This is a genomic window from Nitrospira sp. Nam80 (genome assembly GCF_965152575.1).
The window spans coordinates 271,157-294,814 of the sequence record NZ_OZ224216.1 but is presented as its reverse complement, the minus strand read 5'-3'; the positions used below and the strand labels follow the sequence as shown (position 1 = coordinate 294,814).

The window sequence follows — 23,658 nt, the reverse complement described above, 5'->3', positions numbered from 1 at the left end:
TTTCACGCTATGGATTCCGCTCAATCTCACGCCTATCGGCTGCCGGCTTTGGGCTTGGCATTACTTCTCGTGCTCTGTGTTCTTTTGTCCGCCACACATCTGTCCGCTGCTCCCACGGGGAAATCTCACAAAGAGACCAAACCGGCCAAAGTCGCACCGGCCGTTGCCACGGCTGTCCAGTACGCGGAGGCCGTCGCCAAAGGAGATCATGCGACCTTCGGAAGGATGGATTTCGCGTGTCAGTACCGTCTGGCTTCCACCGGTTCCTCGAAATCAATGGATGCTTCCAAGGCAAATGCTTCGTATGAATCCTGCTGGCAGCAACTTTCGACGGCTCACGCCCCAATCCTCCAGCGGGAAGACGTCGGCATGGATGTGCTGTGGCCGAGCAACGGCCAGTTAGCCTTTTACCGCGAAGGGCTTGAGCATTACCCTGCTTCGGCGTTCGTCATGGACTCGCTGGGCCTGAGTCCTCCTGGAACCGGTTTACATATCGACCCGGCCGGAACATCGACGCTGCCGCCGGTTTCGTTTCGGCTTCGTCCTGGCGGGCGCGTGATTGCCGTCCCCGCTACGTTGGTTAGGATGACCGTCACGTATCAAGATCCATTGACCTCGCCTGTCGCTTACGCCCCAGGGTCGTATCAATTCATGAGTACGACCAGACGTCCCCAACAGGCTCTGAGGGCCGTGACGCTGCAATGGGTCGTCGTATCGGGGCTAAAGCGGCATGGGTTTGCTTCGGATCAGGCGGTTGTCAACCTTCCCGTCACGACATTGCGGGAAGGCGAAGACTTCCGAGAGGCGGTTCCTTTCGCCACCGAACGAAGCCAGATAGTTTCCGGCTCACCGGTCTGGTGGACGCCGGCCGATGGGCCGGGCCTCCTCGTGGCGGCCGCCGCCCGAGCGGCAACATTTCCGGAACTTCGGGATCGCGTCGCACTGCTCAACCGGGTCCTGCTGATTGACCCCAACCAACCGGAAGCCCTTATGGTGCTGTCCCGGCATCTGTACGAAGCGATCTTAAAGCAGGCCGAAACGGCGCAGGATCTGCACATTAAGGATCCCGCATTGGCCGCCGTGCTGAACGAGTTCTATTGGAATACCTACGCTCAAACGACGAGAACGGACTTGTCGCTCGGCATGGTCATGGGAGGATTTTCACAGCCCACCACGGCCGATTTGCTGTATCGCATGATCCCGGCGATGGAACGGCTGGCCAAAGCGAGACCGGAGCAACTTGACAACCGGACGCATCTCGGAACGGCCTATCGCTGGAACAATGACCAGCGGGCCGCCATTGCGACGCATGAAGCCTTGGTAAACGACATCCCGCGCGAACGGGCGGCAGCCCGGGCGCAGGCGCTCATCGAACTGGCCTGGTCACGCATCAACCAGGTGGCATGGAACCGGCGATTGGATGATCCAGAAATTCAGAAGGCGTTTGAAGATGCCTCCGAAGCCTATAAGACCGCCGAGCTTCCGGTTGATAAATTCATGGCGGCCTACACCATGGCCTACAGCATGCTCTATATGCCGAACCGGGATAATAAGGGCATGCTGGAGCATTTGACGGACGCGAAACAATGGTATGACCAGATTCCGAATTCCACTCCCGCCGCTTGGCAATACGTGCTGGGAAGCGAACAACTGAAAGCCGTCCTCGATGCAGATCCAGCCTTTAAGCCGCTGCTGGCCGCGTCATCATCCTAACGGTCCTACAGCGACATCACGGCATGATATGAGTGGCAACCCGCAGTTCCCCTTGGAGCAAACAGCAGACGGAGAATTTCAGCGGCAGGCCGACCGGTTTCGTCAATGGGTCACGGCCGATGGATCATCGGAATACCCGGCGGCGAAAAATCGGTATCATTTGTATGTCTCATGGGCCTGTCCCTGGGCCCATCGCACAATCATCGTCCGGAAACTGAAAGGGCTGGAGGACAGCATCGGCCTGACCGCTGTCGATCCGATTCGAGACGAGCGGGGCTGGGCCTTCCGCGATGGACCCGGCCATTCCATTGATCCCGTCAATGGATTTCACTACCTGGCCGACGCCTATCGCGCAACGGATCCATCCTATCATGCGCGGGTGACGGTGCCTGTCCTATGGGACCGGGTGACGCGCCGGATCGTCAGCAATTCCGACGACGATCTCATGCGGATGTTCAACAGCGAGTTCAATCAGTTCGCACGCATGGACACGGACTTCTATCCCGCCGAACTACGAGACGACATCGACCGGTTGAACGACCGAATTTACGACGATGTCAATAACGGCGTGTATCGAGCCGGATTCGCCATATCCCAGCGGGCTTATGAGCGGGCCGTCCGCCGCCTCTTCGACACGCTCGATTTTCTCGACCATCGGCTTTCCGACCGGCGGTATCTCTTCGGGGACCGGATCGTGGAAACCGACTGGCGCCTCTTTGTGACGCTGGTCCGTTTCGATGCCGTCTATTATGTTCACTTCAAATGCAATGTGCGGCGCATCACGGATTATCCCCATCTTTTCGGCTATCTGAGAGATCTCTACCAATATGATGGGATCGCGGAGACCGTCAATTTCGACCATATCAAGCGGCACTACTATATGACGCATGGCGACATCAATCCGACGCGCATCGTCCCGCTGGGGCCGGACCAAGATCTCCGGACTCCGCACGGGCGTGACCGGCTATCCCACTGATCGCTCCCGGCTATCCGCCCTTCCCGCCGATCCTGGAACGCCGCGCATCCGCTTCCATAGGGCCCGTCCGCGCAACACGCGATTGATCACACCGCCGAGACGTGATATGGCTTGAACCAGCCTGCAGAAAATCCGCTCGGCCTTCACCGCCCATAGTTTGCAGGCTCGGACTGCGGACGCGGCAAGACGTCGAGGCATCCAAGGGTCCATCTTTCATACACCAATGAACGACATCGCCATACGCGTCAATCATCTCTCCAAGGAATATCGAATCGGCATCGCGGCGCGCCATGACACCCTGCGCGATCAAGTCGCCCATGGCATGCGCGGCCTGTTCAAGCGCGGAGCACGGCCCGGCCCCGTCGCCCGGACATTTTGGGCGCTGGAAGATATCTCTTTCGAGGTCACGCAGGGAGAAGTCTTCGGGATCATCGGCCATAACGGCGCGGGCAAGAGTACGCTGCTGAAGATTTTGTCGCGGATCACCGAGCCCACCCGGGGAGCCGCGGACATCTATGGGCGCGTTGGATCGTTGCTTGAGGTCGGCACCGGCTTTCACCCGGAATTGACGGGCCGGGAGAATATTTACCTGAATGCCGCCATGCTGGGCATGCGGCGGGCGGAGATCCGGCGCCGGCTCGACGAAATCATCGAATTCTCCGGAATAGGAGAGTTCCTTGATACGCCCGTCAAGCGGTACTCCAGCGGCATGTATGTGCGACTGGCGTTTTCCGTAGCCGCTCATCTGGAGCCGGAGATTCTTATCGTTGATGAAGTCTTGGCCGTGGGCGACTCAACCTTTCAGCAAAAATGCCTAGGAAAAATGGAACAAGTGAGCCGAGGAGGGCGCACCGTCCTCATCGTCAGCCACAACCTGCCGATCATCGAAAATTTCTGCCAGCGGGCGCTCTTATTGTCAAAAGGTCGGATTGCGCAACTGGGCGAAGCGAAGCGGGTGGTCGAAACTTACGCCGGCATGAACTCGGACATCCTGAATATCCCAATCAGCGAGCGGACCGATCGCCAGGGCAAAGGTGACATTATCGCGACGGGCATTGAACTGCTTGACGCAACCGGCAAGGCGCTGGCCTCCGCCATCTGCGGCCGCGATACGATTTTCAGATGGCATTACCGGTGCGTTGAAGGGATGGTGTTTCGGAAATGTCGAGTGGGCTTGTCGGTGCACGATAAAACCGGCGAGCCGTTCTTTCTCATGTCTACGGAATTGGTGGATTCCATGCCGCTGGAATTGCGGGGAGAAGGATTCATCGATTTCACGCTGCCGGAGTTGCCGCTTTCCGGCGGGGTCTACCACATTATGTCTTTTGTCGAGAGCGATAGAGATATACAGGATTGGGTGCACAATGCCGCGCTCTTGTCCGTGGTAGACGGTGACTTTTACGGGACAGGGAAGACCTATCCTCCCGGCTGGCAAGGTAAATGTGTCCTGGTCAAATACAACTGGAAGGTCACGGAAACGGTCCCTTCCACGCCAAGAGTGCCCACGACGAAGCTATAGCCCGGGAACTCCTTGCCGGGCCCTATCCGCAATTCCCCATGCAGACTCCAGTCGCACTATTTATTTTCAATCGGCCTGATTCCACGGCCCGCGTGTTCTCGCGGATCGCCGAGGCTCGGCCGCCGGAATTGTTTATCGTGGCCGACGGTCCTCGCGACGGCCGCGCGCTAGAGGCGGAACAATGCGCGAAGACGAGGCGAGTGGTAGAACAGATCGATTGGCCCTGCAGGGTCCACACCAATTTGGCGCCCCATAATATGGGCTGTACCCAACGGATGGCCACCGGCATCAGCTGGGTTTTTGACCAGGTGGAGGAAGCCATTCTTCTGGAAGACGACTGTCTACCCGATCCGACGTTTTTCCGATTCTGCGAGGAGTTGCTCGAGCGATACCGCCACCATCCGCAAGTGATGCAGATCGCCGGATTCAACATTCCGGTTGATCGGCGTACAAAGGCCTCCAGTTATTATTTTTCGCGGTTTGCGACGAACTGGGGTTGGGCGACATGGAGAAGAGCGTGGCAACACTACGACGTGGACGTCAAGGGATGGCCGGCTTTGAGAGAAACGGGCTGGTTGCTGGATATCGTCAAGCATCCGAGCATCGCCAATTCATGGGGCCGCATGCTGGACCTTGCTCATCGCCACGAACTTGGGACCTGGGACCATCAATGGGTATTTGCCTGCTGGCGACAGCGGGGGTTTTCCATCCAACCAACCATCTCGATGATTACCAACATCGGCTTTGGTGAGGACGCGACCCATACCGTCTACACCTGCCATGATCCTCGCGCGGATGTCAGGGCGATGCCAATGCGGTTTCCGCTACAACATCCGGCGATGTTCGCCGAAAGCTCGAAGGCAGACCTGATTTACAAGCGACAGGTCATTCTGCCGTCCACATCCGACCGAGGGCTCCTCACAAGGCTGTACAAAAGGTGGTGGATGTTTAAAGCCGCCCATCCTTCGTTCAAAAGTTGGAAAACCTTCTCTCGCCGGCTCGGCGAAAAACTATGGTTCTTTTCGGATTAAACAGCCGCCATATTATCCACAGCTGCCAATGCGATACCGATGCCATGTTTGTCGCATTTTGATACAGAAATACCAGCAAATCCAGGGTTTGGCCGAGTACCAAAACATCGACTCCACGCTATGATGTCCCATTCCCCAGCTATTTTCGACTGATCAAGGAACCCCCGGGCTCGATATGCCCTACGCAGAAGCATTGCCGCCGTTCTATAAAACATCGAATCAGACCAAGGTCACTTCCGTTCATGGCGACCAATCGCTGAGGGTGGTGCATCTCAGCACGTTCGACATCACGGGCGGCGCAGCGCGCGCCGCTTATCGCTTGAACGCCGGATTGCGGGAGGCAGGCATCCAATCCTCCATGTTCGTCCGGGAAGCGCGAACGAAAGACGATTCTGTCATCGCATTCCAGCCCACGAACAGCGTTTTCGGTCGCGTGGAACGCCGGATTCGACGCATACACATACAACGACGGATGCGCGATTCCATCCGTGTGAAAGGGAAGGAATTCGAGCCGTTCCGGGTGGATCGGTCCGAATACGGTACGGACGTCGTGTCACAACTCCCCGCCTGCGACATCTTGAACCTGCATTGGGTCGTCGACTTCCTTGATTATCCATCCTTCTTCGAATCCATGCCGGAAGGAATGCGGATGGTCTGGACACTTCATGACATGAATCCCTTCACAGGAGGCTGTCATTACGATCTGGGCTGCGGCCGATACCTGACTCGATGCCATCAGTGCCCGCAGCTTGAATCACAACAGGACAATGACCTGGCGGCTCAAATCTGGGATCGGAAGAAAACGCTGTTTGAGCGGATCGGCTCGGACCGCTTGCACATAGCCACGCCCAGTTCTTGGCTGGCCGAAGAAGTGAAGCGCAGTCCACTGCTCAACCATTTCGACGTATCCGTAATTCCCAACGGCGTTGACCTGGAAAACTTCGCTCCACGCAACAAACAGAGTGCTCGCGATGTGTTCGGGATTCCCCAAAAGGCCAAAGTCGTTCTCTTTGTGGCGGACGGGCTGCCTCTTCACCGAAAAGGGTTTGGCACCCTCGTCGAAGCCCTGGACCGCCTTTCGCAACGAGTACCCAATGTCTGTGTCGTCTGTGTCGGACACAACGATCCGCCTCCCGGTCTCCGGGTGCCGTGGATTCATCTGGGCTATGTCAGCAATGATCGCCTCCTCTCAAACATCTATAGCGCAGCCGACGTGTTTGTGATTCCGTCGTTTCAGGATAATTTGCCGAACACGGTTCTGGAATCAATGGCCTGCGGGACCCCGGTTGTCGGCTTCGCCGTCGGCGGCATTCCCGACATGATTCAACATGGGAAGACGGGGTTGTTGGCTCCGCCCTCCGATGCCGTTTCCTTGGGCACGGCCATCACGGAGCTGTTGAAAAATACGGAGCGGCGTTTGACGTTCAGCGCGAACTGCCGCCGGGTCGCGGTCCACCGGTACTCTCTGGCGCGGCAGGCCATCCGGTACTACGAGCTGTATCAGGAACTTGTTGAGAAAGGCTCGTAAACGGTGACTCCGGCGCGGCCGGTCTCTTCTCAATCCCCGCTTGCGTGACACCTCGCTTCCTTTCCACAATAGGGCGGCAGGCCGAAGCCATTTTTCACTGGAGGCACGTATGCTGACGACTCGCGGCTATGCGGCACAGACTGCTCGCTCTCCGCTCGAGCCTTTTACCTTTTCACGCCGGGAAGTCGGCGCGCAGGATGTGCTGATCCGGATCGAGTATTGCGGAATTTGTCATTCAGACTTGCATCAGGCTCGAGACGAGTGGGGCGGAGCTATTTTTCCAATGGTTCCCGGCCACGAGATTGTCGGGACCGCTGTCCAAGTCGGATCTGACGTGACGCTGGTGCGGGAGGGAGAACGGGTGGGAGTCGGGTGTTTCGTCGATTCTTGCCGGACCTGCGACCAGTGCCGGAAGGGCTTAGAACAATATTGCGATGGGCCCATCGTGTTCACCTACAACAGCGTGGAAAAAGACGGCACGACACCGACTTACGGCGGCTATTCGAATCAGTTGGTGGTGGATCAACATTACGTCGTGCGGATTCCACAGGGATTGGCGCCGGAGCGGGCTGCGCCGTTGTTGTGCGCCGGCATCACGACCTATTCGCCGCTTCGGCATTGGGAGGTGGGAAAAGGCGACAAACTCGGCGTCGTGGGCCTCGGCGGCCTCGGCCATATGGCCGTGAAAATCGGCGCCGCCTTGGGCGCCGAGGTCACGATTTTCAGCCGCTCGACAGGGAAGGAACAGGATGCCAAGCGCTTGGGAGCCGACCGATTTCAACTGACCTCGGATAAGGCGGCCATGGCGCGGCTCAAGAGCCGCTTTGATGCCATCATCGATACTGTCTCAGCTGCGCACGACTATGACATGTATCTGGAGCTCTTGAAGACCGATGGAACCCTCATTTTGGTCGGAGCTCCGGAACACCCTCTGTCCGTCGGGGCCTTTCCTCTATTGCTCAAGCGCCGAAGACTGGTCGGCTCCATGATCGGCGGCATACGGGAAACGCAGGACATGCTTGATTTCTGCGCCGAGCGGAACTGTCCTGCCGACGTGGAAGTCATCCCGATTCAGCAGGTGAACGAGGCCTATGAGCGGATGCTGCGTGGAGACGTTCGGTATCGTTTCGTCATTGATATGAAGACCTTGCGGTAGAGGTGCGCCCCTCTCGCGCCCGCGTGCGGCACGGCTAGCCGTGCCGCACGCGACATCCAGATATCCCCGCCGCGCCGTATTTTTCGTCCATCCGATACTCAAAGAATTCTCGCTGTCCAATCGGCTTCCACGGCGGAGGCAAGAGAGGAGAGCAGCAGCAGTGAGCGCGAAGGCTGCTGAACTTGCGGAAGCGCTGGACAAGATAAGGGCCACGAGGCAAACTTGGTGAATATTCACGTCGCTCCAACGAAGCTCCGCGTGATTCGTCATCAGCTCAATGTTTCGCGGCGGATGCCGATACAGAATTCATGGGCTCACGGAATTGGTCATCCGACAAGGCCCCACCGGAAGTCGAATCACGGCACCGGTGCTCTGCCTTTATGGATAGACTTCATCAGCCTGTTTTTGATATGGTGTGGACCCCAATGGAAGCTGCAGGGTTTTTCCTTTTCCCCCACCTGGGATCGATCCTGAAAGGATGGCATCTCAAGGCTGGCATAATCTTCAGCTGTGTGGTGTGCCTCTGTACACCGGCAAGGGGGTCCGCCCATACGTCCGGTGAACTCTACCGGCAGGCCAAGGCCGCCACTGCGTTGATCGTCGGGATCGACGACGATACCCAGTCCCTGTCGTTCGGCAGCGGCGTCTTCGTGTCCGCGGATGGAGTGATTCTCACCAATGCCCATGTGATCAAGGATGCCACCAGACTCTTCATCTATAGCCAAAACCAGGACGTCGATACGCAGCCGCAAATTCTAGCCGTCGAGCCTGATTGGGATCTCGCGGCGTTGCGGGTCGCCATCCCGCGCCCTACGACCTTCCTTCCGATCGTGAAAGAGCCGGCTGAAGAAGGGGACAACGCCATTGCAATCGGCTATCCCCGCCTCCCCGATGTGTTGCGGATGGGATTGACGATTCACCCGACGGTCTTTCCGGTCACGATTACGGGCGAGGCGATGGGGCGATCACGAACGACGGGGCAACCTATTGCGTTTGCCCAAATCACGGGGTTCATGAATGCCGGAAGCAGCGGAGGCCCGTTGGTCTTATCGGAGACCGGCGAGATCGCCGGCCTGGTGGTGCACAGCGTCCCGTATCTCGAACGAAGCAAGAACCACCAGGGGGAAGTGATTGGAACGGTCATGCTCCGGGCGGGGTTGAGCTATTGTATCCCGGCAAGTTTGCTGCGGGCCTGGCTTGAGAAATCACATCTCGCCTTTACTGAAGGCGCGATACGGACGCTCAATCCGAGTAGTCCGACGAATGCGACGCCGGCCCGCCAAGCCGCCTCCTTCGCCGCGACCGCCCATCTCCTGCACGCCATGGCTTCCGTGCTTCATGGCGATTCGGAACTGCTCGACCTCTCGATCCACCACTATGAAGCGGCCCTGCAGCTCGATTCTGACCGTCCGGACGTCCTGCGCGATCTTGCGCTTGCCTTTGTCGGCAAGAACGACTTGGAACGGGCCAGAATATTGTTTGACCGAGCCCTCGTCCTCACCCCGCATGATCCGGCGCTGTTGACCGATGCGGCCGACCTCCGTCGCCGGTTGCAAATGGCGGATGCCGCCGTAAGGCTGTATCGAGCGGCGATCCATCAAGATGCCTGTTTCGTCCGGGCTTCTCTTGGATTAGGAGTGGTGCTCAAAGAACAAGGCCGGACAGCAGAAGCGGCGGAATCGTTCAAACAGCTGGCACAATGTCCGCCATCCTCGACCTTTGTCACCTACCGGCTGGGGCTGGAATTGGAACAGCAAGGCCAGCACTCAACGGCGTTGCATGTGTGGAATAATTATCTGCGGCGCGCCGAGCGGGTGCCCTCGAATGAGTTGCCCATCCTCACGAAAATACGCCAGCGCGCATCGCAACTTCGGGCATCTGTTGAACCAGCCGATTCCACGCACTCGATGGATACCGCCCCCGCTTCCCCATCTTCTCGCTGACCGGCGAACCGGAGCGGCGTTGCCTGCCCGGCGCCGACGACTACCAACCCAGTTGCCAGTGATGGCCGTAGCGTTCCAGCAACGCATCGGCTTCGCGAGGCCCCCAGGTGGCGGCCGTATAGAAATACACGGACTTGTCGCACTTCAACAGCGGATCGTACAAACGCCAGGCGGATTCCGTAAATTCCGCACTGACGAATAGGGTCTGATCGCCGATCATCACATCCCGCAACAGGGTCTCGTAGGCTTCCGGAAGCTGCCCGAAAGCCGTCTCATAGTCGAATTGCAAGGCATGATCCGTCAGGCGAAACGGCCGGCCGGGGGATTTCACCGAAAAGCATAGGGAGAACCCCTCGCTGGGCTGCAGCGTAATCAATAATTTATTTTGTCCAAGGCTGCCCGGCTCTAAGGAAGAAAACACCTGAGTGGGAGCCTCTCGAAACATGACGGCAATCTGCGTGAGTTTTCGCGGCAACCGTTTTCCCGTTCTGAGATAGAACGGGACTCCTTTCCAACGCCAATTATTGATATCGACCTTCAAGGCAGCATACGTGTCGGTCAGGGAATCGGACGGGACTCCTGGTTCCTCTCGATAACCTTTGATGCAGTGTCCGGCGATTTGCCAGGCGGTATATTGTCCGTAGACCAAGTCTGCAGGACTGACTGGAGCCACGGAATGCAAAACTTTCAGCTTTTCAGCTCGAATCGCGCCGGCGTCGAAGGACGAGGGCACCTCCATCGCGACGACCGCCATGAGTTGCGTCAAGTGATTCTGCACCATATCACGCAAGGCCCCCGCCTCTTGATAATATGATCCTCGATGTTCGACGCCAAGATCTTCTGCCACCGTGATTTGCACGTTCTCAATGTTGTTGCGATTCCAGAGCGATTCAAAGATCGGATTGGCGAACCGGAAGGCGAGCAAGTTCTGGACGGTCTCCTTGCCGAGGTAATGGTCGATGCGATAAATCTGGGTTTCATCCAGATACCGGTGCAACAATGTATTGAGCGTTCGCGACGAGGGAAAATCATGCCCGAAAGGCTTTTCCACCACCACGCGCACCCACCCATGCCCCTTCAACAGGCCTGCTTCATCCAAAGACTCGATCGTACCGGGCACAGTCTGAGGCGGCAACGCCAGGTAAAAGACGCGATTCTCGGGCATGCCGTGTGTTTTCTCGACATACCGGATATAGGCCGACAAAGCCGCATAGTCTTCAGGGGTGCCTTTCCGCAATGAATGGTAGTAGAGAGATGAGTCGCACCAGGCGTGTAAATCCCTTTCGTTCCGCCATCCGGCCTTCTGTAATCCTTCATAGGCCCAGAGGCGAAACCCGTCCTCCCCCATCTCCGGCAAGGCCGTACCGATGATCATGGTATTGTTCTTCTCCAAGGCGCCATGGTTTCGCAGATGATAGAGCGCCGGCAGCAACTTGCGCCGCGTTAGATCACCGGTCGCGCCGAGAATCACGAAGACATGCGGCTCTACGGTCTGATCGCGCATAGTGTCCATCATTCCTTCATCTTTCGTCTGCCGGCTGTTGAGATGGGTGACTGTCTAAACCGGTGGGACTGCGCCGCGCCGGCCGCCGCGACCTGTAAGCCACAGGCTACTGAGGAGCAGGCGTTGTGTCAATGCGGGAAAGCGGCTCGGGCTATGGTTGGAGGTTGCCGTCAGCCGTCGGAATGTCAATCAAGTTCGCGCGGGGAATTGAAACACGAAGTCCAGCAGCGAGGCTCTCGATGGTGAGCCTATAACTACATCTTACATGTTCATTATTGCCTTACTTTTTATATTAGGGTAAGCTAACGTTAACGACGGAGGACTCCATGGAAACTGCTTATGTCACAACGAAGGGACAACTAGTCATTCCAGCGCGGATCCGTCGCAAGCTGGGAATCAAGCCGGGAACGAAGATCTGCTTTGTGGAACGAGGAAACGACATCTTGTTTCAGCCGATCACCAAGGAATACATCCATAGCTTGGCCGGCATGCTGAAGAGCGGCAGCCTGGTAACTGACGAGCTTTTAGCCGAACGTAAGAAAGATAAAGCACGCGAGGAGAATAAACTTGAAAAGCGCAGTGCTCGATAGTTATGCGGTCCTTGCCTTTCTATTCGGAGAAGCGGGCCATGAAACAGTAAAGACGCTGCTCGAACAAGCTGCAGAATCCGATAAGCTCTTGCTCATAGCATCTCCAAACTGGGCAGAGGTCCGATACATGATCGAACGAAAGGTCGGAGGGGCTCGGTGGCGAGAAGTTCGTGCGAAACTCCTTGGACTACCGATTGAGATTGTGCCAGTTGGACAAGAACTTGCGGAGGCCGCAGGCGAAATCAAGGCAAGCAAGAGAATGTCTTTGGCAGACTGTTTCGCCGCCGCTCTAACCAAGCAAAGCAAAGCCGAAGTCTATACGGGCGACCCCGAGTTTCACGCCGTCGAAAACGAAATCAAGATCATCTGGCTTTAAGCGCACTACACCTGAAACAATTACGAAGCAGTTTAGTTGCCGTTGAGGCATCCACTTTTAGTACGTACTATGAGCCTTTTGTCGGCAGTGGAGGGCTATTTTTTGCGCTTGAGCCGAAGCAGGCAGTCCTGTCTGACACAAATCCGCCACCCATTTGAACAACGGATTCTTAAAGAATAATTCGAAACTGTTTCATCATTCTGATGAGCTGAGGCTTGCTCGGACTGCCTATGGCCTAGCCACCAAGCGTGCTTCGGTTATGGTGTTCGGACACTCACGTCGTCTCGCGCTGCGACGGCATCGCGACCCTCGTCGCGGCTTCATAGGAGCGGGCAGTCCAACCATGCCCCGGCACTATTCGTCAGCCGACACACACATATCGGATGTCCAAAGGGTGCAGCCGCTCGCTCATGCCCTGAATCAGTGACCGCAAGGCGACATAACGCCATGTTTTCTAGCCTCTCATCCGCCTGGGCGGTGGTGCCGGCGACCTTGTGAGCGAGGTGATACTGCTTTGCGAGGGAGGAAAACCAGCGAGGCCCGGCCTCGAATCAGGCGTGTTCGGATCGGAAACCTCCACATTCCGATGTGAGGGATAGGGAAGCCGCAGGGTTCTCGTTCGAGCTCCAACAGCACAGCGAGCCCACACAGGACCAGCAGTCACCGTCCAGGCGACCGAACCGAGCCCGCGCGCCATTCGTCACCCGCGATGCCGTACTTTCGCCACTTCCCTAAAATAATGGACGAAGGCTTTCATGCCGCCGGCCGCCTGTCCCCAATCGTAATATTCATTCGGCGCATGATAGCCGTGCTCAGGGAGACTGAGGCCCAGAAAGAGAATCGGCGTTTTCCACGCCCGCTGCATGCTGACCACGGCGCCGATCGATCCGCCTTCACGGATGAACGCGGGATCCTTCCCGAATCCCGCCCGTACCGCGTTCTTGACCGCCTCGACATAAGGGCCGTCGAAGGTTCCTTTGAAGGGTTCCAGCCGTCCCTCCCGTTCCACTTTCACCCGCGGATTACATTTCTTCACGAACCGCTCCAGCAAACGAAACGCCTTGGCCGGCGTCTGATTCGGCACAAGCCGCATGCTGATTTTCAATTCACCGTGAGCCGGCACAATCGTTTTCACGCCGGGCCCGTGATAGCCGCCGACCATCCCATGGACTTCAAAGGTCGGCATGGCCCAAATCCGCTGCAACACGTCAGCCGGATCTTTGGTCCTCAGCGATTGAAATCCGTACGCCTTCATGAATCGCTCGACCTTGAATCCCGACGCGAGAAAACTTTTCACCTCCGCCTTCGTCGGCCTCACCACGTCGTCATAGAAGCCGGGAATCTTGATTCGGCCGGTTTCGGCATCGACGCATCGATGCACGATTTCCGCCAGTTCAGCCAGCGGGTTCCGCGCCGCGCCGCCCGTCAATCCTGAGTGAGCATCCTTTTCTCCGGTCCGTAAGGTCAGTCTTGCCCCCACCAAGCCCCGCAACCCACAAGCCACCGCCGGCCTGTCTTTGGAAATCCAGATCGTGTCGGATACCACCACGGAGTCGGGACGCAGAATATTGGTGCGATCCCGGAGAGCCGCAGCAAAGCTCGGGCTTCCGTTTTCCTCTTCCAGCTCCCACAGGAACCGAACGTTGAGCGGAACCCCATGCTCAACGGCATACTTGGCTGCGAATAACGCGGTCAGAGCCGGACCTTTATCGTCGGTGGCGCCCCGTCCATGGTAGAAGCCGTTGTCCTTGCGGAAAGAAAACGGCGCTTGCCGCCATTCCGGTTCCTGAGCCGGCTGCACGTCCATGTGGTTGTAGACCATCACCGTGGGATGATGGTTTCCGGTCGTCCATCCCCCGGAGACGATCGGATAGCCGGATGTCTCAATTATTGAAGCCTCCGCACCGAGATCTCGAAGATATTGCGCAGCCAGCTCGGCCATGCGTCGGATGTCCTTGGCATAGGCCGGATCCATGCTGATCGATGGAATCTCCACCGCCTGCCCCAACATGTCTTCGAACTGGGGGCGAACACTTTCAATGTATGCGCTCAATAGCTTGTCGTGGTTCATCTTGTCTCTCTTTTCCTATTTCTGGTGCTCTATATTGTAGCCGCCTCGACGCACATATTAGGAACTTTCATGATGGCTGATGTATCACTAATTGACGAAGGGCGATTTACTCAAGAACCAGTCCGCAATGGCAACGTGAGCGTGTGCGATTCCGTTAATAATCTCAGTCAGGATCGAATCACCGGATTTGGAGTTGTCGATGCGATATGATTGAACCTCAAGGAGAGGACACTAGCAACAGCCCATCATGATGCTCCATCGCGGTACCCCTCAAAATGTTCAATCAACTGCCTGAACTCAAAACTCAGAATTCATAACTCATAACTCGATAGCCTTGGCGTCCCCGATTATAGCGACTCTGTTATGAACAGAGAAAGACATTCACCGATGCAAGGATCTCACGAAACAATGCTACAATGCGGGCGTGATATCTCTCGTACCAACGACCGTCTGGGTCGTCGCGGCTCTTGTCGGTCTCGCTCTGATCCCAACGACGGCGCAGGCGATCGAGCCGACGCAGGTCCAAGATATTCTGGGCAATCCTTCCGCTTATCATCTGCACCACGCCGGCCTGCAAGGCACCGTGCGGCAGGTCGAAGCGCTCGATCCCTATGAAACGCCGTCCGGCACCCGCTGCTATGGCGCGTATCTGTTCCAGCTTGAGGACGATACCGGCGTCATTGCCGTCGCGGTGCCCGGCCTCTGCGGCGTGCCGCTCGTGAAAGATCCGGATGTGCAGGACGGCGATCGAGTCTTCGTCGAGGCCACCATTCAGACCCCCAGCCACGGCGGCTATTCCTTGAGTTTGAAAGGCTTGAAGATCACCACCGAACAAGAGGGAACGGTGCAAGCGGTCGCGACCAGAATCACGCCGCTTCCCGAATGAGACATCGCAGCAATGGTCCAACGGTCGTTTCACAGTCCTCAGCTTACTGTTCCATCCGAAACCCGGGTCGGCTGGATCGGCACGGGCGTCATGGGCGCGCCGTTGTGCCGTCATCTGCAGCAGGCCGGATATCGGACGACGGTTCATACACGTAGTCGTGCCAAAGCCGCTTCCATTCTGGCACAAGGAGCAACATGGGCAGAGTCCCCGCGGGCGGTCGCCGAAGAAACCGATGTGGCCTTCACCATGGTAGGGTTTCCTCAGGATGTTCATGCCGTCTATTTTGGCGAGCAAGGTCTTTTAGCCGGCGTTCGCCCCGGCATGATTCTCGTCGATATGACGACGACGGAACCGTCGCTCTCGCGAGAGATTGCGGCGGAAGCCGATGCACGGGCAGCCTGGGCCATCGATGCGCCGGTGTCGGGAGGCGATGTCGGGGCGCGGAACGCGTCGTTGTCGATCATGATTGGAGGGCATCAAGCGGCCGTGCAAGCCGTCATGCCGATCTTGGAGCTGTTCGGGAAGAAAATCGTTCACCAGGGCGGACCGGGGCTGGGCCAGCAAGCGAAACTCTGCAATCAGATCACGATCGCCGGAACCATGATCGGAGTTTGTGAAGCGCTGCTCTGTAGTTCGAAGGCCGGCCTGGAGGCGGATCGGTTGCTCGAATCGCTCCGCGGGGGCGCCGCCGGTTGCTGGACCTTGGACCACCTCGCGCCGAGAATCCTGCGGCGCGATTTTGCACCGGGTTTCTTCGTGGAACATTTCCTGAAAGATATGGCAATCGCATTGGAAGAATCGCACCGCATGGGCCTCTCCCTGCCCGGTCTTGAGGTGGCCCATCGCTTATATCAAACGGTGCGAAAACTGGGCCATGGCAGGTCGGGCACTCAGGCCTTGATCGTCGCGCTCGAATCTCTTTCGCGAGAATAGTCTCAAAGAGAATCAGCCGTCTTCATGACTAGTCGCATAGCTATTCGATTGTCGAGGATCCAATGATTGCTCTGTTTCTCCTTCTAATGCTCTTTTCTGTATCGAGTTGCACCGCCAGCCGAGGATTTGACCGGCAGGCTCTGACAAACCTCTTGCATGCAGATCCCGACGTCGTGACGGAACGCGACATCGCCGCGGTCTTGGACTTACAACCGAACCTGCCGTCGCCGTTTCGGCTGGCCCTGTACTTGACCACGGATCAAGCGCCGTTCCAGGCGTCCGCCCAGAAAGCAAACTGGTTGAGCCCGGATAAGGAAAGCCTTTTAAGCAATTTGCGGCCTCTCACGGAGGAAGGCATCGTGAAAGCGGCGTTTGTGCTTGCCGATTCCACGGTTCAAGGCACGTTGAATCGGGACATCAGGCTGGCGGCCGCCCGATACAATGCCGATGTCCTCTTGATCGTGAACGGCGTGGCCGCCGTCGATCGATACAACAATCGATATGCCGCCTGGTATGCGACGATCCTCGGCGCCTATCTGGCGCCGGGCACCCATAGCGATGCCCTGTTCATGATTGAAGGCACGGTGTGGGACGTACGCACCGGCTATCTCTACGGCACGCAAACCGCGGAGGGCACGGCGCAATCGGTCGGGCCGGCTGCTTCATTGGAGGATAGAGAAGTAGTGGCGCGTGCAAAAGAGGCAGCCGTGGAATCGTTCGGCAAGCATACCGCCGATCTCTTGCGGCTGATGAGTGAAAAATTCCACCGCCGTTCATCGGCGGGAACCAGCAGCGGATAGTCGTACGGGGAAGCCTTCGCAAAAGCCACCCGTTCAGACGATATGTAACCGATATCCCACTCCCAACTCCGTCAGCAAATACGTCGGCCGCGCCGGGTCCTTTTCCAATTTATGCCGCAGTTGCCGCATGTAGACCCGCAGGTATTGCGACTCCTCCACATGCAGCGGGCCCCAGACCTCTTTTAAGAGTTGGCGATGCGTCATGACCAGCCCCGCATGTTTCGCCAGGATCGTGAGCAATTTATATTCGATCGGTGTCAGGTGGATTTCCTTCTCGCCGACGTAGACATGGCGACGGAGCAGATCGATTTTCAAATCCCCGCTGGCGAAACCGTCTCCTTCGCCGGATTCGACCTGTGATTTCGCTGCATGGCGCAAGGCTGTGCGCAGCCGCGCCAACAGTTCCTCGACACCGAACGGCTTCGTCATGTAGTCATCGGCGCCGCCGTCCAACGCCGTGACCTTGACCTGCTCTTGCCCGCGCGCCGACAGGACAATAACGGGCATCTGCGCCCATTCCCGCAGTTTCCTGATCACCTCCAATCCGTCCATGTCCGGCAGTCCCAGATCCACGAGAACCAAATCGGGATTTCTCGCCTGAGCCTGAGCAAGGCCTTCCCCTCCCGAGGCGGCCTCATATAAGTGGTACCCATGGTGCGGGAGCGTATTGAGCAGAAACCGCCGGATCTCCGGTTCGTCTTCAATCAACAGGACGGAGCTTTCATGGCTCATAGCGATCGGCCAAGGACGGGGGATGCTCTATACCACCGGCGAGGCTTCAACTCGTTCAGGTAATATCGCCGGCTGCTCTTTCTCCAATGCGAGGGTGAATCGGAAGACTGAGCCGCCGCCTGGACGGGCGTCCACCCAAATGCGCCCGCCGTGGGCTTCAACGATGCCCCGACAAATCGTCAATCCCAAGCCCACTCCACCTTCCCGCTGAGGATGGACACGGTAAAATTTATCGAAGATCTTCCCTTCTTCGCCGGCGGGAATGCCCGGACCTCTATCGGCTACCTCTATCATGATCGCACTGTCCTTCACGCGTGCGGCCAGGTCGATCGGGGTGGACGCCGGAGCATACTTGGCGGCGTTCTCCAGGAGATTGATCAGGACTTGTTCGATCAGCACGCCGTCGACCCGGACCAACGGAAGAGACGGAGACAGAGACGTCGTGACGCGGTGAGACCCCAGTCTTGGCTCCACGCGCGTCAAAGCGGCCCCCACCACCTCGTCCAGCGCATGCCAATCCTTGTGAAGCTGCATGGCCCCGGCTTCAAGCCTCGTCATATCCAGCAAGTTCTTCAAGAGCCGATCCAAACGCGCCGCCTCGTCTCGCACGGATCGGATCAATTCCCGCTGGCCGGCCGGGTCAGAGGAACCGGTCTCTCTCAGCAAACCGCTGGTCGCTCCAATGATCGTCGCGAGCGGCGTCCGCAAATCGTGGGAGACCGAGCTCAGCACGGCGTTTCGCATCCGTTCCGTCTCTGTTTGGACATGCGCTTCCTGTGTTTCTTCCGCCAATTTTGCCCGCTCCAGAGCCAAGGCCATCTGGTTCGCGAACGTTTCCAACAAATGAAGTTGCTCGGGGCCGACCAGGACATCGGGTTTTGACGACCGCACGCCCAACACCCCGACCGGACCCTGTGACCCGATCAAAGGCAAGTACAAGGAATCCGACCCGGGCAAGGTATTCGTCCCATGTCCAGCCGGTTCTCGGTGATCGAAGACCCATTGGGAAATCCCCGCTTCCTTGGGATCCAAATCAAAATGCAACGCGTCGCAACGATGGACGTGCACCCGGCCGTTTACATCCGGGAGAAAGACCGCCACTTGGCAATCAAATACTTCATGGATGTGCCGGGACGCGACGGAGGCCAGCTTGTCCATTCCTCGCTGAGTGGCCAGATCACGGCTCATCGCATAGAGAGCCGCGGTTCTCTGTTCGCGAACTCTAGCCGCTTCGGCCTGCTGGCTCTTATGGGCCGCCAGGCGGCTGATCAGCAACGCCACCACCAGCATCACCGCAAACGTCAGCAGATATTGAATATCGGTCACCGCGAAGGAAAAACGGGGCGGAATGAAGAAGAAATCGAACGCCGCCACGCTGAGCAACGAAGCCAACGCGGACGGTCCGCGGCCCCAGCGGGTCGCGACCAGGGCCACCCCGAATAAATAGACCATGATGAGATTAGCCTGCCCGAAATGAGGCGCCATCAGCCAACTGAGCGCGCTGCAGGCCAAGACGACGGCCGAAGCATACGCATAATAACGGCGGGCGCTGGTCCGCTGAAGCAGTGTTCTGATCATCGGCCGGCCGGGGCCGCCTTCGCCGGTGATGACGTAAATATCCATATCCCCGCTGCCTCGGACCAGATCATCCACCACGGAGCCGAAGATCCATTCCTTCCACCGGGACCGGAGCGGCTTCCCGACGATAATTTTGGTAACGTTCCGACTCCGCGCATAGACCAGGAGTTGCCGACTCACATCGTCTCCCGTCAAGGTGACCGTCTCCGCTCCCATCCGTTCCGCGACGCGAAGCGTCTCGATCCCGGCGGTCCGTTCCGCATCGGGCAGGCGAAGGTGTTTGGAGGTCTGGACATAAACCGCAATCCACTTGGCGTGGAGCCCGGTCGCCATCTTCTTCGCCGCGCGGACCAGCATCGGGCCGCGGGGCTTGAGATTGACGCAGACCATGATGGTCTCAGCGGCCGGCCAGGCGGCGGTGACCGCATGGTCCCGCCGGTACACCTCCATCTGTTGATCGACCCGCTCGGCCGTTGTGCGCAAGGCCATTTCGCGCAACGCAATGAGATTGCCCTTCCGAAAGAAATGCTTGAGCGCATGCCGCGCCTGTTCGGGCATATAAACTTTGCCGTCTTTGAGCCGCTGAAGGAGATCATCGGGCGGGAGATCGATCAGCTCCACATCGTCCGCCTGTTCAAGAACAGAATCGGGCACGGTTTCGCCGACCCGCACGCCGGTAATCTGGGCGACGGTGTCGTTGAGTCCTTCGATATGCTGAACGTTCACCGTCGTGTACACATTGATCCCGACCTGCAGGAGCTCCAATACATCCTGCCAGCGCTTGGGATGCCGGGACCCGGGCGCGTTCGTATGGGCTAATTCATCCATGAGGACCAGCTGAGGATGTCGAGCCAGCGCCGCGTCCAAATCGAAATCCTGAAGCGTCCCGCCTCCGTAGGCGACTTCCCGGGGAGACAGCCTGGGCAACCCATCCACCAGCGCTTCCGTTTCCGCCCGCCCATGGGTTTCCACCCAGCCGATTACGACATCGACCCCGTCGCGTCGTTGTTCATGTGCCGCTTCGAGCATGGCGTAGGTTTTCCCCACACCGGCTGTGGCGCCGAAGAAAATTTTCAGCTTGCCGCGGGCTTGGCGGGACTCTTCGTCTTTGATGCGTTTCAAGAGTGTGTCGGGGTCGGGTCGTGCGTAAGCCATCGGTTTTTCCAGCAGCCGATCAATTATTCGTATCAGATGGTTTCGATTCTAGGCAAGAGAGGGTACAGGGTCAACCGGACGCTTCGAAGCGGCTCACCTACTGCGGATTAATGGTCACGATCGGTGTATGGACGTCCGTGGCGCGCAGGGCGAAATTCCAATGCCACGCCGGCTGAAAACAGAAGCAGCCCGACGAGAACGAGAAACGGTCTGGTGGCAGGCAGAGCAGGATCGTCAGCAGGCGGCCAACTCACCATTAACCCGGCCACGACCAATCCGATACCGATCACTTCCAGAACGATTCGTCGCCAGGCCAGCCGGCGGCTGAATCCGGCTTCTTGCAACTCTGGTGAGGAATCATGAACCAATCGCGACATTGGACACCAATCCTTAGCCCCGCTCAGTCCTCATCTTATCTTATCGAGCGCAAGATTCAAGAGCAGCACATTGACCCGCTGCTCGCCAAGGAATCCCAATTGCCGGCCTTCGGTATGTTGCGTGATAAGCTGCCACACAACATCCTGTCCCAACCCGCGGGCGCGGGCCACACGGCCTGCTTGATAGGCCGCGGAAGAGGGGCTGATGTGGGGATCCAGCCCGCTTGCCGAAGCCGTGACGAGATCGACCGGGATTGGAGCCTCGTTCCCCGGATCTGCCGCTTTCAGGGCGGCGATACGGACCTTGATCGCCTCCGCCAGCGCCGGATTGGTCGGCCCGAGATTCGAGCCGGAGGAAGCGGCGGCGTTGTACGGAAACGGCGAGGTGGCGGACGGCCGTCCCCAAAAATATTGGGGTGCATCGAAGTATTGCCCGATCAACTCCGATCCGACTACCTTGCCGTTTCGCACGATCAGGCTCCCGTTCGCCTGATGGGGAAACAGGAGTTGCGCCAGGCCGGTCACCGTTAACGGATAGACGAGGCCGGTCAGGACCATGAGAACGACGAGCATCAGCACCGCCGGTTTGAGTTGTTCCTTCATATCGTCCCTCTTCCGTCTGCGATTGCTCAAGGTGATGAAGGGACAGAGAGCCCCATCTCATACCAGGTGAAGCGCCACCAGAATCATATCGATCACTTTGATGCCGATGAACGGCACAACGATGCCGCCCAGCCCGTAGACCAGCAGGTGCCGCCGCAACAAGAGATCCGCACCAACGGCCCGATATTGGATGCCCTTCAAAGCCAACGGAATGAGGGCGATAATGATCAATGCGTTGAAGATGACGGCAGACAGAACCGCGCTTTGCGGCGTCGCCAGATGCATGACATTCAATGTACCGAGCACGGGATAGGTAGTCGCAAAGGCGGCTGGGATGATCGCAAAATACTTCGCCACATCATTGGCGATACTGAACGTCGTCAATGCGCCGCGGGTCATCAACAGTTGCTTGCCGATTTCCACTATCTCAATCAGCTTGGTCGGATTTGAATCGAGATCCACGAGGTTGCCGGCTTCCTTCGCTGCCTGGGTACCGCTGTTCATCGCCACTGCGACATCGGCTTGGGCAAGGGCCGGCGCATCGTTCGTGCCGTCGCCCGTCATGGCGACCAAACGGCCGCCTGCTTGAAGATCTCGGATCAACGTGAGCTTCTCTTCAGGCGTCGCCTGCGCGAGAAAATCATCCACGCCCGCTTCCGCCGCAATCGCCGCGGCCGTTTGCTGATTGTCGCCGGTGATCATCACCGTTTTGATGCCCATGCGCCGGAGTTCTGCAAATCGCTCTTTGATTCCCCCTTTCACGATATCCTTCAGATGGATCACACCAAGCACCTCTTTGCCTTCCGCCACCACCAGCGGGGTGCCGCCTTGTGTCGCGATCGACTCAACGGCGGTTCGCACGCTCGACGGAAACTCGCCGCCCAAATCCATGACATAGCGCTCAATCGCTTCGCCTGCCCCTTTGCGAATGTGCCGTCCATTGAAGTCGACGCCGCTCATTCGAGTCTGCGCGGTAAACGGGATGAAGACGGCCCCCATCGCTTGAATGTCGCGTCCCCGCAATCCATACCGCTCCTTGGCCAAGACCACGATGCTCCGCCCCTCCGGCGTCTCATCGGCAAGTGACGCCAACTGCGCGGCATCGGCCAATGTGGTCTCTTGGATTCCGCCGGCGGGGACAAAGGCCGTCGCCTGACGGTTCCCGAGCGTAATCGTGCCGGTCTTATCGAGCAGCAGGACGTCGACATCGCCGGCTGCTTCCACCGCTTTTCCCGACATGGCGATCACATTGGCTTGGACCATGCGATCCATGCCGGCGATCCCGATGGCGGACAACAGCGCGCCGATGGTGGTGGGAATAAGGCAGACCAGCAATGCGACCAGCACCGTTACCGTCACCGGCGAACCCTGGCCGGCCGCTTGGACGCTATAGAGCGAGAACGGCAGCAGCGTGACCGTGGCAAGGAGGAACATAATGGTCATCGCGGCGAGGAGAATGTTGAGCGCAATCTCATTCGGCGTCTTCTGGCGCTTCGCTCCTTCCACCAGCGCAATCATGCGGTCGAGGAAGCTTTCGCCGGGACTTGCCGTGACACGCACGATGAGCCAATCGGAGAGCATTCTGGTCCCTCCGGTTACCGCGCTGCGATCCCCAGTCTCACGAATGACAGGAGCGCTTTCGCCCGTGATCGCGCTTTCATCCACCGACGCGATCCCGTCAAGGACCTCACCGTCCGCCGGGATAAAATCGCCGGCCTCGACCAACACGACGTCATCCTTCCTCAGAGCTCCGGCAGCTACCGCACTGAAGACGCCGTGACGTTGGAATATGGAGCCGGCTGCCGCGCGGTAGTCGTTTCCCGGCTGAACCGCACCAAGCTTCTTGGCGCTCAAGTCCCGGCGCGCATTCCGCAGCGATTGCGCCTGAGCCTTGCCACGCCCTTCTGCCATGGCCTCCGCAAAATTGGCAAAGAGCACGGTGAACCAGAGCCAACTCGCAATACCAAGAATGAACCCGGGGCTTGCCTCACCTTGACCGATCAGCGATTGAATGAACAAGAGCGTCGTCAGCACGCTGCATACGAGGACGACAAACATCACCGGGTTCTTGACCTGATGCCGGAGAGCGAGTTTCGAGAAGGAGTCCTTGACCGCCTGACGGATCAACGAGGCCTCGACCAGTGATCGCGTTTTCTCTGTGGAGTGCACGGTCACGTTCATCATCCT

Annotated in this window: 21 protein-coding genes; 13 read left to right on the top strand and 8 right to left on the bottom strand. The window is 58.1% G+C overall.

Going from position 1 to position 23,658, the window contains the following annotated elements; translation table 11 throughout:
- Window positions 1-9: 9 nt before the first annotated feature.
- Both ACWGXE_RS01395 and ACWGXE_RS01390 read left to right on the top strand, forming a co-directional pair.
- Entirely contained in the window at window positions 10-1,713 is a 1,704-nt protein-coding gene (locus ACWGXE_RS01395; RefSeq protein WP_447600708.1) for a hypothetical protein, read from the top strand.
- Window positions 1,714-1,741: 28 nt separating this feature from the next.
- On the top strand, window positions 1,742-2,689 hold the full coding sequence (locus ACWGXE_RS01390; protein WP_447600706.1) for a glutathione S-transferase family protein: 948 nt from the start codon (window positions 1,742-1,744) through the stop codon (window positions 2,687-2,689).
- Here the strand turns inward: ACWGXE_RS01390 and ACWGXE_RS01385 are convergent.
- The gene (locus ACWGXE_RS01385) at window positions 2,678-2,887 is read right to left on the bottom strand and encodes a hypothetical protein (RefSeq protein WP_447600704.1); all 210 of its coding nucleotides are present in this window, start codon (window positions 2,885-2,887) and stop codon (window positions 2,678-2,680) included. The genes ACWGXE_RS01390 and ACWGXE_RS01385 overlap by 12 nt on opposite strands.
- Before the next feature lie 25 nt (window positions 2,888-2,912).
- On the opposite strand from ACWGXE_RS01385, the gene ACWGXE_RS01380 reads away from it, so the two are divergent.
- The 5 genes from ACWGXE_RS01380 (at window position 2,913) to ACWGXE_RS01360 (ending at window position 9,866) form a co-directional block, all read left to right on the top strand.
- Entirely contained in the window at window positions 2,913-4,208 is a 1,296-nt protein-coding gene (locus ACWGXE_RS01380; RefSeq protein ID WP_447600703.1) for an ABC transporter ATP-binding protein, read from the top strand.
- 38 nt (window positions 4,209-4,246) lie between these two features.
- On the top strand, window positions 4,247-5,239 hold the full coding sequence (locus ACWGXE_RS01375; protein WP_447600701.1) for a glycosyltransferase family 2 protein: 993 nt from the start codon (window positions 4,247-4,249) through the stop codon (window positions 5,237-5,239).
- Window positions 5,240-5,414: 175 nt separating this feature from the next.
- Window positions 5,415-6,767 (top strand): glycosyltransferase family 4 protein, encoded by a 1,353-nt coding sequence (locus ACWGXE_RS01370; protein ID WP_447600699.1) that lies wholly within the window; start codon window positions 5,415-5,417, stop codon window positions 6,765-6,767.
- A 109-nt stretch (window positions 6,768-6,876) separates the two neighbouring features.
- Complete coding sequence (locus tag ACWGXE_RS01365) at window positions 6,877-7,923, top strand: NAD(P)-dependent alcohol dehydrogenase (protein ID WP_447600697.1); 1,047 nt, start codon at window positions 6,877-6,879, stop codon at window positions 7,921-7,923.
- A gap of 425 nt (window positions 7,924-8,348) precedes the next feature.
- A complete protein-coding gene (locus ACWGXE_RS01360; protein ID WP_447600695.1) occupies window positions 8,349-9,866 on the top strand; it encodes a trypsin-like peptidase domain-containing protein in 1,518 nt (505 codons plus the stop codon).
- Between the two features lie 40 nt (window positions 9,867-9,906).
- Here ACWGXE_RS01360 and zwf read toward each other — a convergent pair whose 3' ends face one another.
- Window positions 9,907-11,370, bottom strand: a complete 1,464-nt coding sequence (zwf, locus tag ACWGXE_RS01355; protein ID WP_447600694.1) for a glucose-6-phosphate dehydrogenase — start codon at window positions 11,368-11,370, stop codon at window positions 9,907-9,909.
- 326 nt (window positions 11,371-11,696) lie between these two features.
- Between zwf and ACWGXE_RS01350 the strand changes: the two genes are divergently transcribed.
- From ACWGXE_RS01350 to ACWGXE_RS01340, 3 genes are read left to right on the top strand one after another with little or no spacing between them, the layout of a single operon-like run.
- Window positions 11,697-11,960, top strand: coding sequence for an AbrB/MazE/SpoVT family DNA-binding domain-containing protein (locus tag ACWGXE_RS01350; RefSeq protein WP_447600692.1), 264 nt, complete (start codon window positions 11,697-11,699; stop codon window positions 11,958-11,960).
- Window positions 11,938-12,336, top strand: coding sequence for a PIN domain-containing protein (locus ACWGXE_RS01345; RefSeq protein ID WP_447600690.1), 399 nt, complete (start codon window positions 11,938-11,940; stop codon window positions 12,334-12,336). The genes ACWGXE_RS01350 and ACWGXE_RS01345 overlap by 23 nt, the downstream gene beginning before the upstream one ends.
- Complete coding sequence (locus ACWGXE_RS01340; protein ID WP_447603835.1) at window positions 12,234-12,494, top strand: DNA adenine methylase; 261 nt, start codon at window positions 12,234-12,236, stop codon at window positions 12,492-12,494. Before ACWGXE_RS01345 ends, ACWGXE_RS01340 begins: the two co-directional genes overlap by 103 nt.
- A gap of 542 nt (window positions 12,495-13,036) precedes the next feature.
- Here ACWGXE_RS01340 and ACWGXE_RS01335 read toward each other — a convergent pair.
- Window positions 13,037-14,407, bottom strand: a complete 1,371-nt coding sequence (locus tag ACWGXE_RS01335; protein WP_447600689.1) for a M20/M25/M40 family metallo-hydrolase — start codon at window positions 14,405-14,407, stop codon at window positions 13,037-13,039.
- Window positions 14,408-14,831: 424 nt separating this feature from the next.
- Between ACWGXE_RS01335 and ACWGXE_RS01330 the strand changes: the two genes are divergently transcribed.
- The 3 genes from ACWGXE_RS01330 (at window position 14,832) to ACWGXE_RS01320 (ending at window position 17,026) form a co-directional block, all read left to right on the top strand.
- Window positions 14,832-15,293 carry an OB-fold nucleic acid binding domain-containing protein gene (locus ACWGXE_RS01330; RefSeq protein ID WP_447600687.1) on the top strand — a complete coding sequence of 154 codons (462 nt, stop codon included), beginning with the start codon at window positions 14,832-14,834 and terminating at the stop codon, window positions 15,291-15,293.
- A 12-nt stretch (window positions 15,294-15,305) separates the two neighbouring features.
- On the top strand, window positions 15,306-16,226 hold the full coding sequence (locus tag ACWGXE_RS01325) for an NAD(P)-dependent oxidoreductase (protein ID WP_447600685.1): 921 nt from the start codon (window positions 15,306-15,308) through the stop codon (window positions 16,224-16,226).
- Between the two features lie 62 nt (window positions 16,227-16,288).
- Window positions 16,289-17,026 carry a hypothetical protein gene (locus tag ACWGXE_RS01320; protein WP_447600683.1) on the top strand — a complete coding sequence of 246 codons (738 nt, stop codon included), beginning with the start codon at window positions 16,289-16,291 and terminating at the stop codon, window positions 17,024-17,026.
- A 33-nt stretch (window positions 17,027-17,059) separates the two neighbouring features.
- Here the strand turns inward: ACWGXE_RS01320 and ACWGXE_RS01315 are convergent, their stop codons facing one another.
- The 5 genes from ACWGXE_RS01315 to kdpB form a co-directional block, all read right to left on the bottom strand.
- Window positions 17,060-17,758: a response regulator gene (locus ACWGXE_RS01315; protein WP_447600681.1), complete on the bottom strand. Its 699-nt coding sequence runs from the start codon at window positions 17,756-17,758 to the stop codon at window positions 17,060-17,062.
- A gap of 27 nt (window positions 17,759-17,785) precedes the next feature.
- The gene (locus tag ACWGXE_RS01310) at window positions 17,786-20,491 is read right to left on the bottom strand and encodes a DUF4118 domain-containing protein (RefSeq protein ID WP_447600679.1); all 2,706 of its coding nucleotides are present in this window, start codon (window positions 20,489-20,491) and stop codon (window positions 17,786-17,788) included.
- A 107-nt stretch (window positions 20,492-20,598) separates the two neighbouring features.
- Entirely contained in the window at window positions 20,599-20,868 is a 270-nt protein-coding gene (locus ACWGXE_RS01305; RefSeq protein WP_447600677.1) for a hypothetical protein, read from the bottom strand.
- A 30-nt stretch (window positions 20,869-20,898) separates the two neighbouring features.
- The gene (gene kdpC / locus ACWGXE_RS01300) at window positions 20,899-21,471 is read right to left on the bottom strand and encodes a potassium-transporting ATPase subunit KdpC (RefSeq protein WP_447600675.1); all 573 of its coding nucleotides are present in this window, start codon (window positions 21,469-21,471) and stop codon (window positions 20,899-20,901) included.
- Between the two features lie 57 nt (window positions 21,472-21,528).
- Window positions 21,529-23,652 (bottom strand): potassium-transporting ATPase subunit KdpB, encoded by a 2,124-nt coding sequence (gene kdpB / locus ACWGXE_RS01295; RefSeq protein WP_447603834.1) that lies wholly within the window; start codon window positions 23,650-23,652, stop codon window positions 21,529-21,531.
- Between the last annotated feature and the right edge of the window lie 6 nt (window positions 23,653-23,658).

Excerpts from the sequence above, each read along its gene's own strand:
- zwf (WP_447600694.1), bottom strand. The coding sequence starts at position 11,370 with ATGCGCGATCAGACCGTAGAGCCGCATGTCTTCGTGATTCTCGGCGCG.
- ACWGXE_RS01360 (WP_447600695.1), top strand. The coding sequence starts at position 8,349 with ATGGAAGCTGCAGGGTTTTTCCTTTTCCCCCACCTGGGATCGATCCTG.
- ACWGXE_RS01385 (WP_447600704.1), bottom strand. The coding sequence starts at position 2,887 with ATGCCTCGACGTCTTGCCGCGTCCGCAGTCCGAGCCTGCAAACTATGG.
- ACWGXE_RS01335 (WP_447600689.1), bottom strand. The coding sequence starts at position 14,407 with ATGAACCACGACAAGCTATTGAGCGCATACATTGAAAGTGTTCGCCCC.
- ACWGXE_RS01305 (WP_447600677.1), bottom strand. The coding sequence starts at position 20,868 with ATGTCGCGATTGGTTCATGATTCCTCACCAGAGTTGCAAGAAGCCGGA.
- ACWGXE_RS01320 (WP_447600683.1), top strand. The coding sequence starts at position 16,289 with ATGATTGCTCTGTTTCTCCTTCTAATGCTCTTTTCTGTATCGAGTTGC.
- kdpC (WP_447600675.1), bottom strand. The coding sequence starts at position 21,471 with ATGAAGGAACAACTCAAACCGGCGGTGCTGATGCTCGTCGTTCTCATG.
- ACWGXE_RS01315 (WP_447600681.1), bottom strand. The coding sequence starts at position 17,758 with ATGAGCCATGAAAGCTCCGTCCTGTTGATTGAAGACGAACCGGAGATC.
- ACWGXE_RS01375 (WP_447600701.1), top strand. The coding sequence starts at position 4,247 with ATGCAGACTCCAGTCGCACTATTTATTTTCAATCGGCCTGATTCCACG.
- ACWGXE_RS01380 (WP_447600703.1), top strand. The coding sequence starts at position 2,913 with ATGAACGACATCGCCATACGCGTCAATCATCTCTCCAAGGAATATCGA.
- kdpB (WP_447603834.1), bottom strand. The coding sequence starts at position 23,652 with ATGAACGTGACCGTGCACTCCACAGAGAAAACGCGATCACTGGTCGAG.
- ACWGXE_RS01395 (WP_447600708.1), top strand. The coding sequence starts at position 10 with ATGGATTCCGCTCAATCTCACGCCTATCGGCTGCCGGCTTTGGGCTTG.
- ACWGXE_RS01325 (WP_447600685.1), top strand. The coding sequence starts at position 15,306 with ATGGTCCAACGGTCGTTTCACAGTCCTCAGCTTACTGTTCCATCCGAA.
- ACWGXE_RS01310 (WP_447600679.1), bottom strand. The coding sequence starts at position 20,491 with ATGGCTTACGCACGACCCGACCCCGACACACTCTTGAAACGCATCAAA.
- ACWGXE_RS01350 (WP_447600692.1), top strand. The coding sequence starts at position 11,697 with ATGGAAACTGCTTATGTCACAACGAAGGGACAACTAGTCATTCCAGCG.
- ACWGXE_RS01365 (WP_447600697.1), top strand. The coding sequence starts at position 6,877 with ATGCTGACGACTCGCGGCTATGCGGCACAGACTGCTCGCTCTCCGCTC.
- ACWGXE_RS01370 (WP_447600699.1), top strand. The coding sequence starts at position 5,415 with ATGCCCTACGCAGAAGCATTGCCGCCGTTCTATAAAACATCGAATCAG.
- ACWGXE_RS01390 (WP_447600706.1), top strand. The coding sequence starts at position 1,742 with ATGAGTGGCAACCCGCAGTTCCCCTTGGAGCAAACAGCAGACGGAGAA.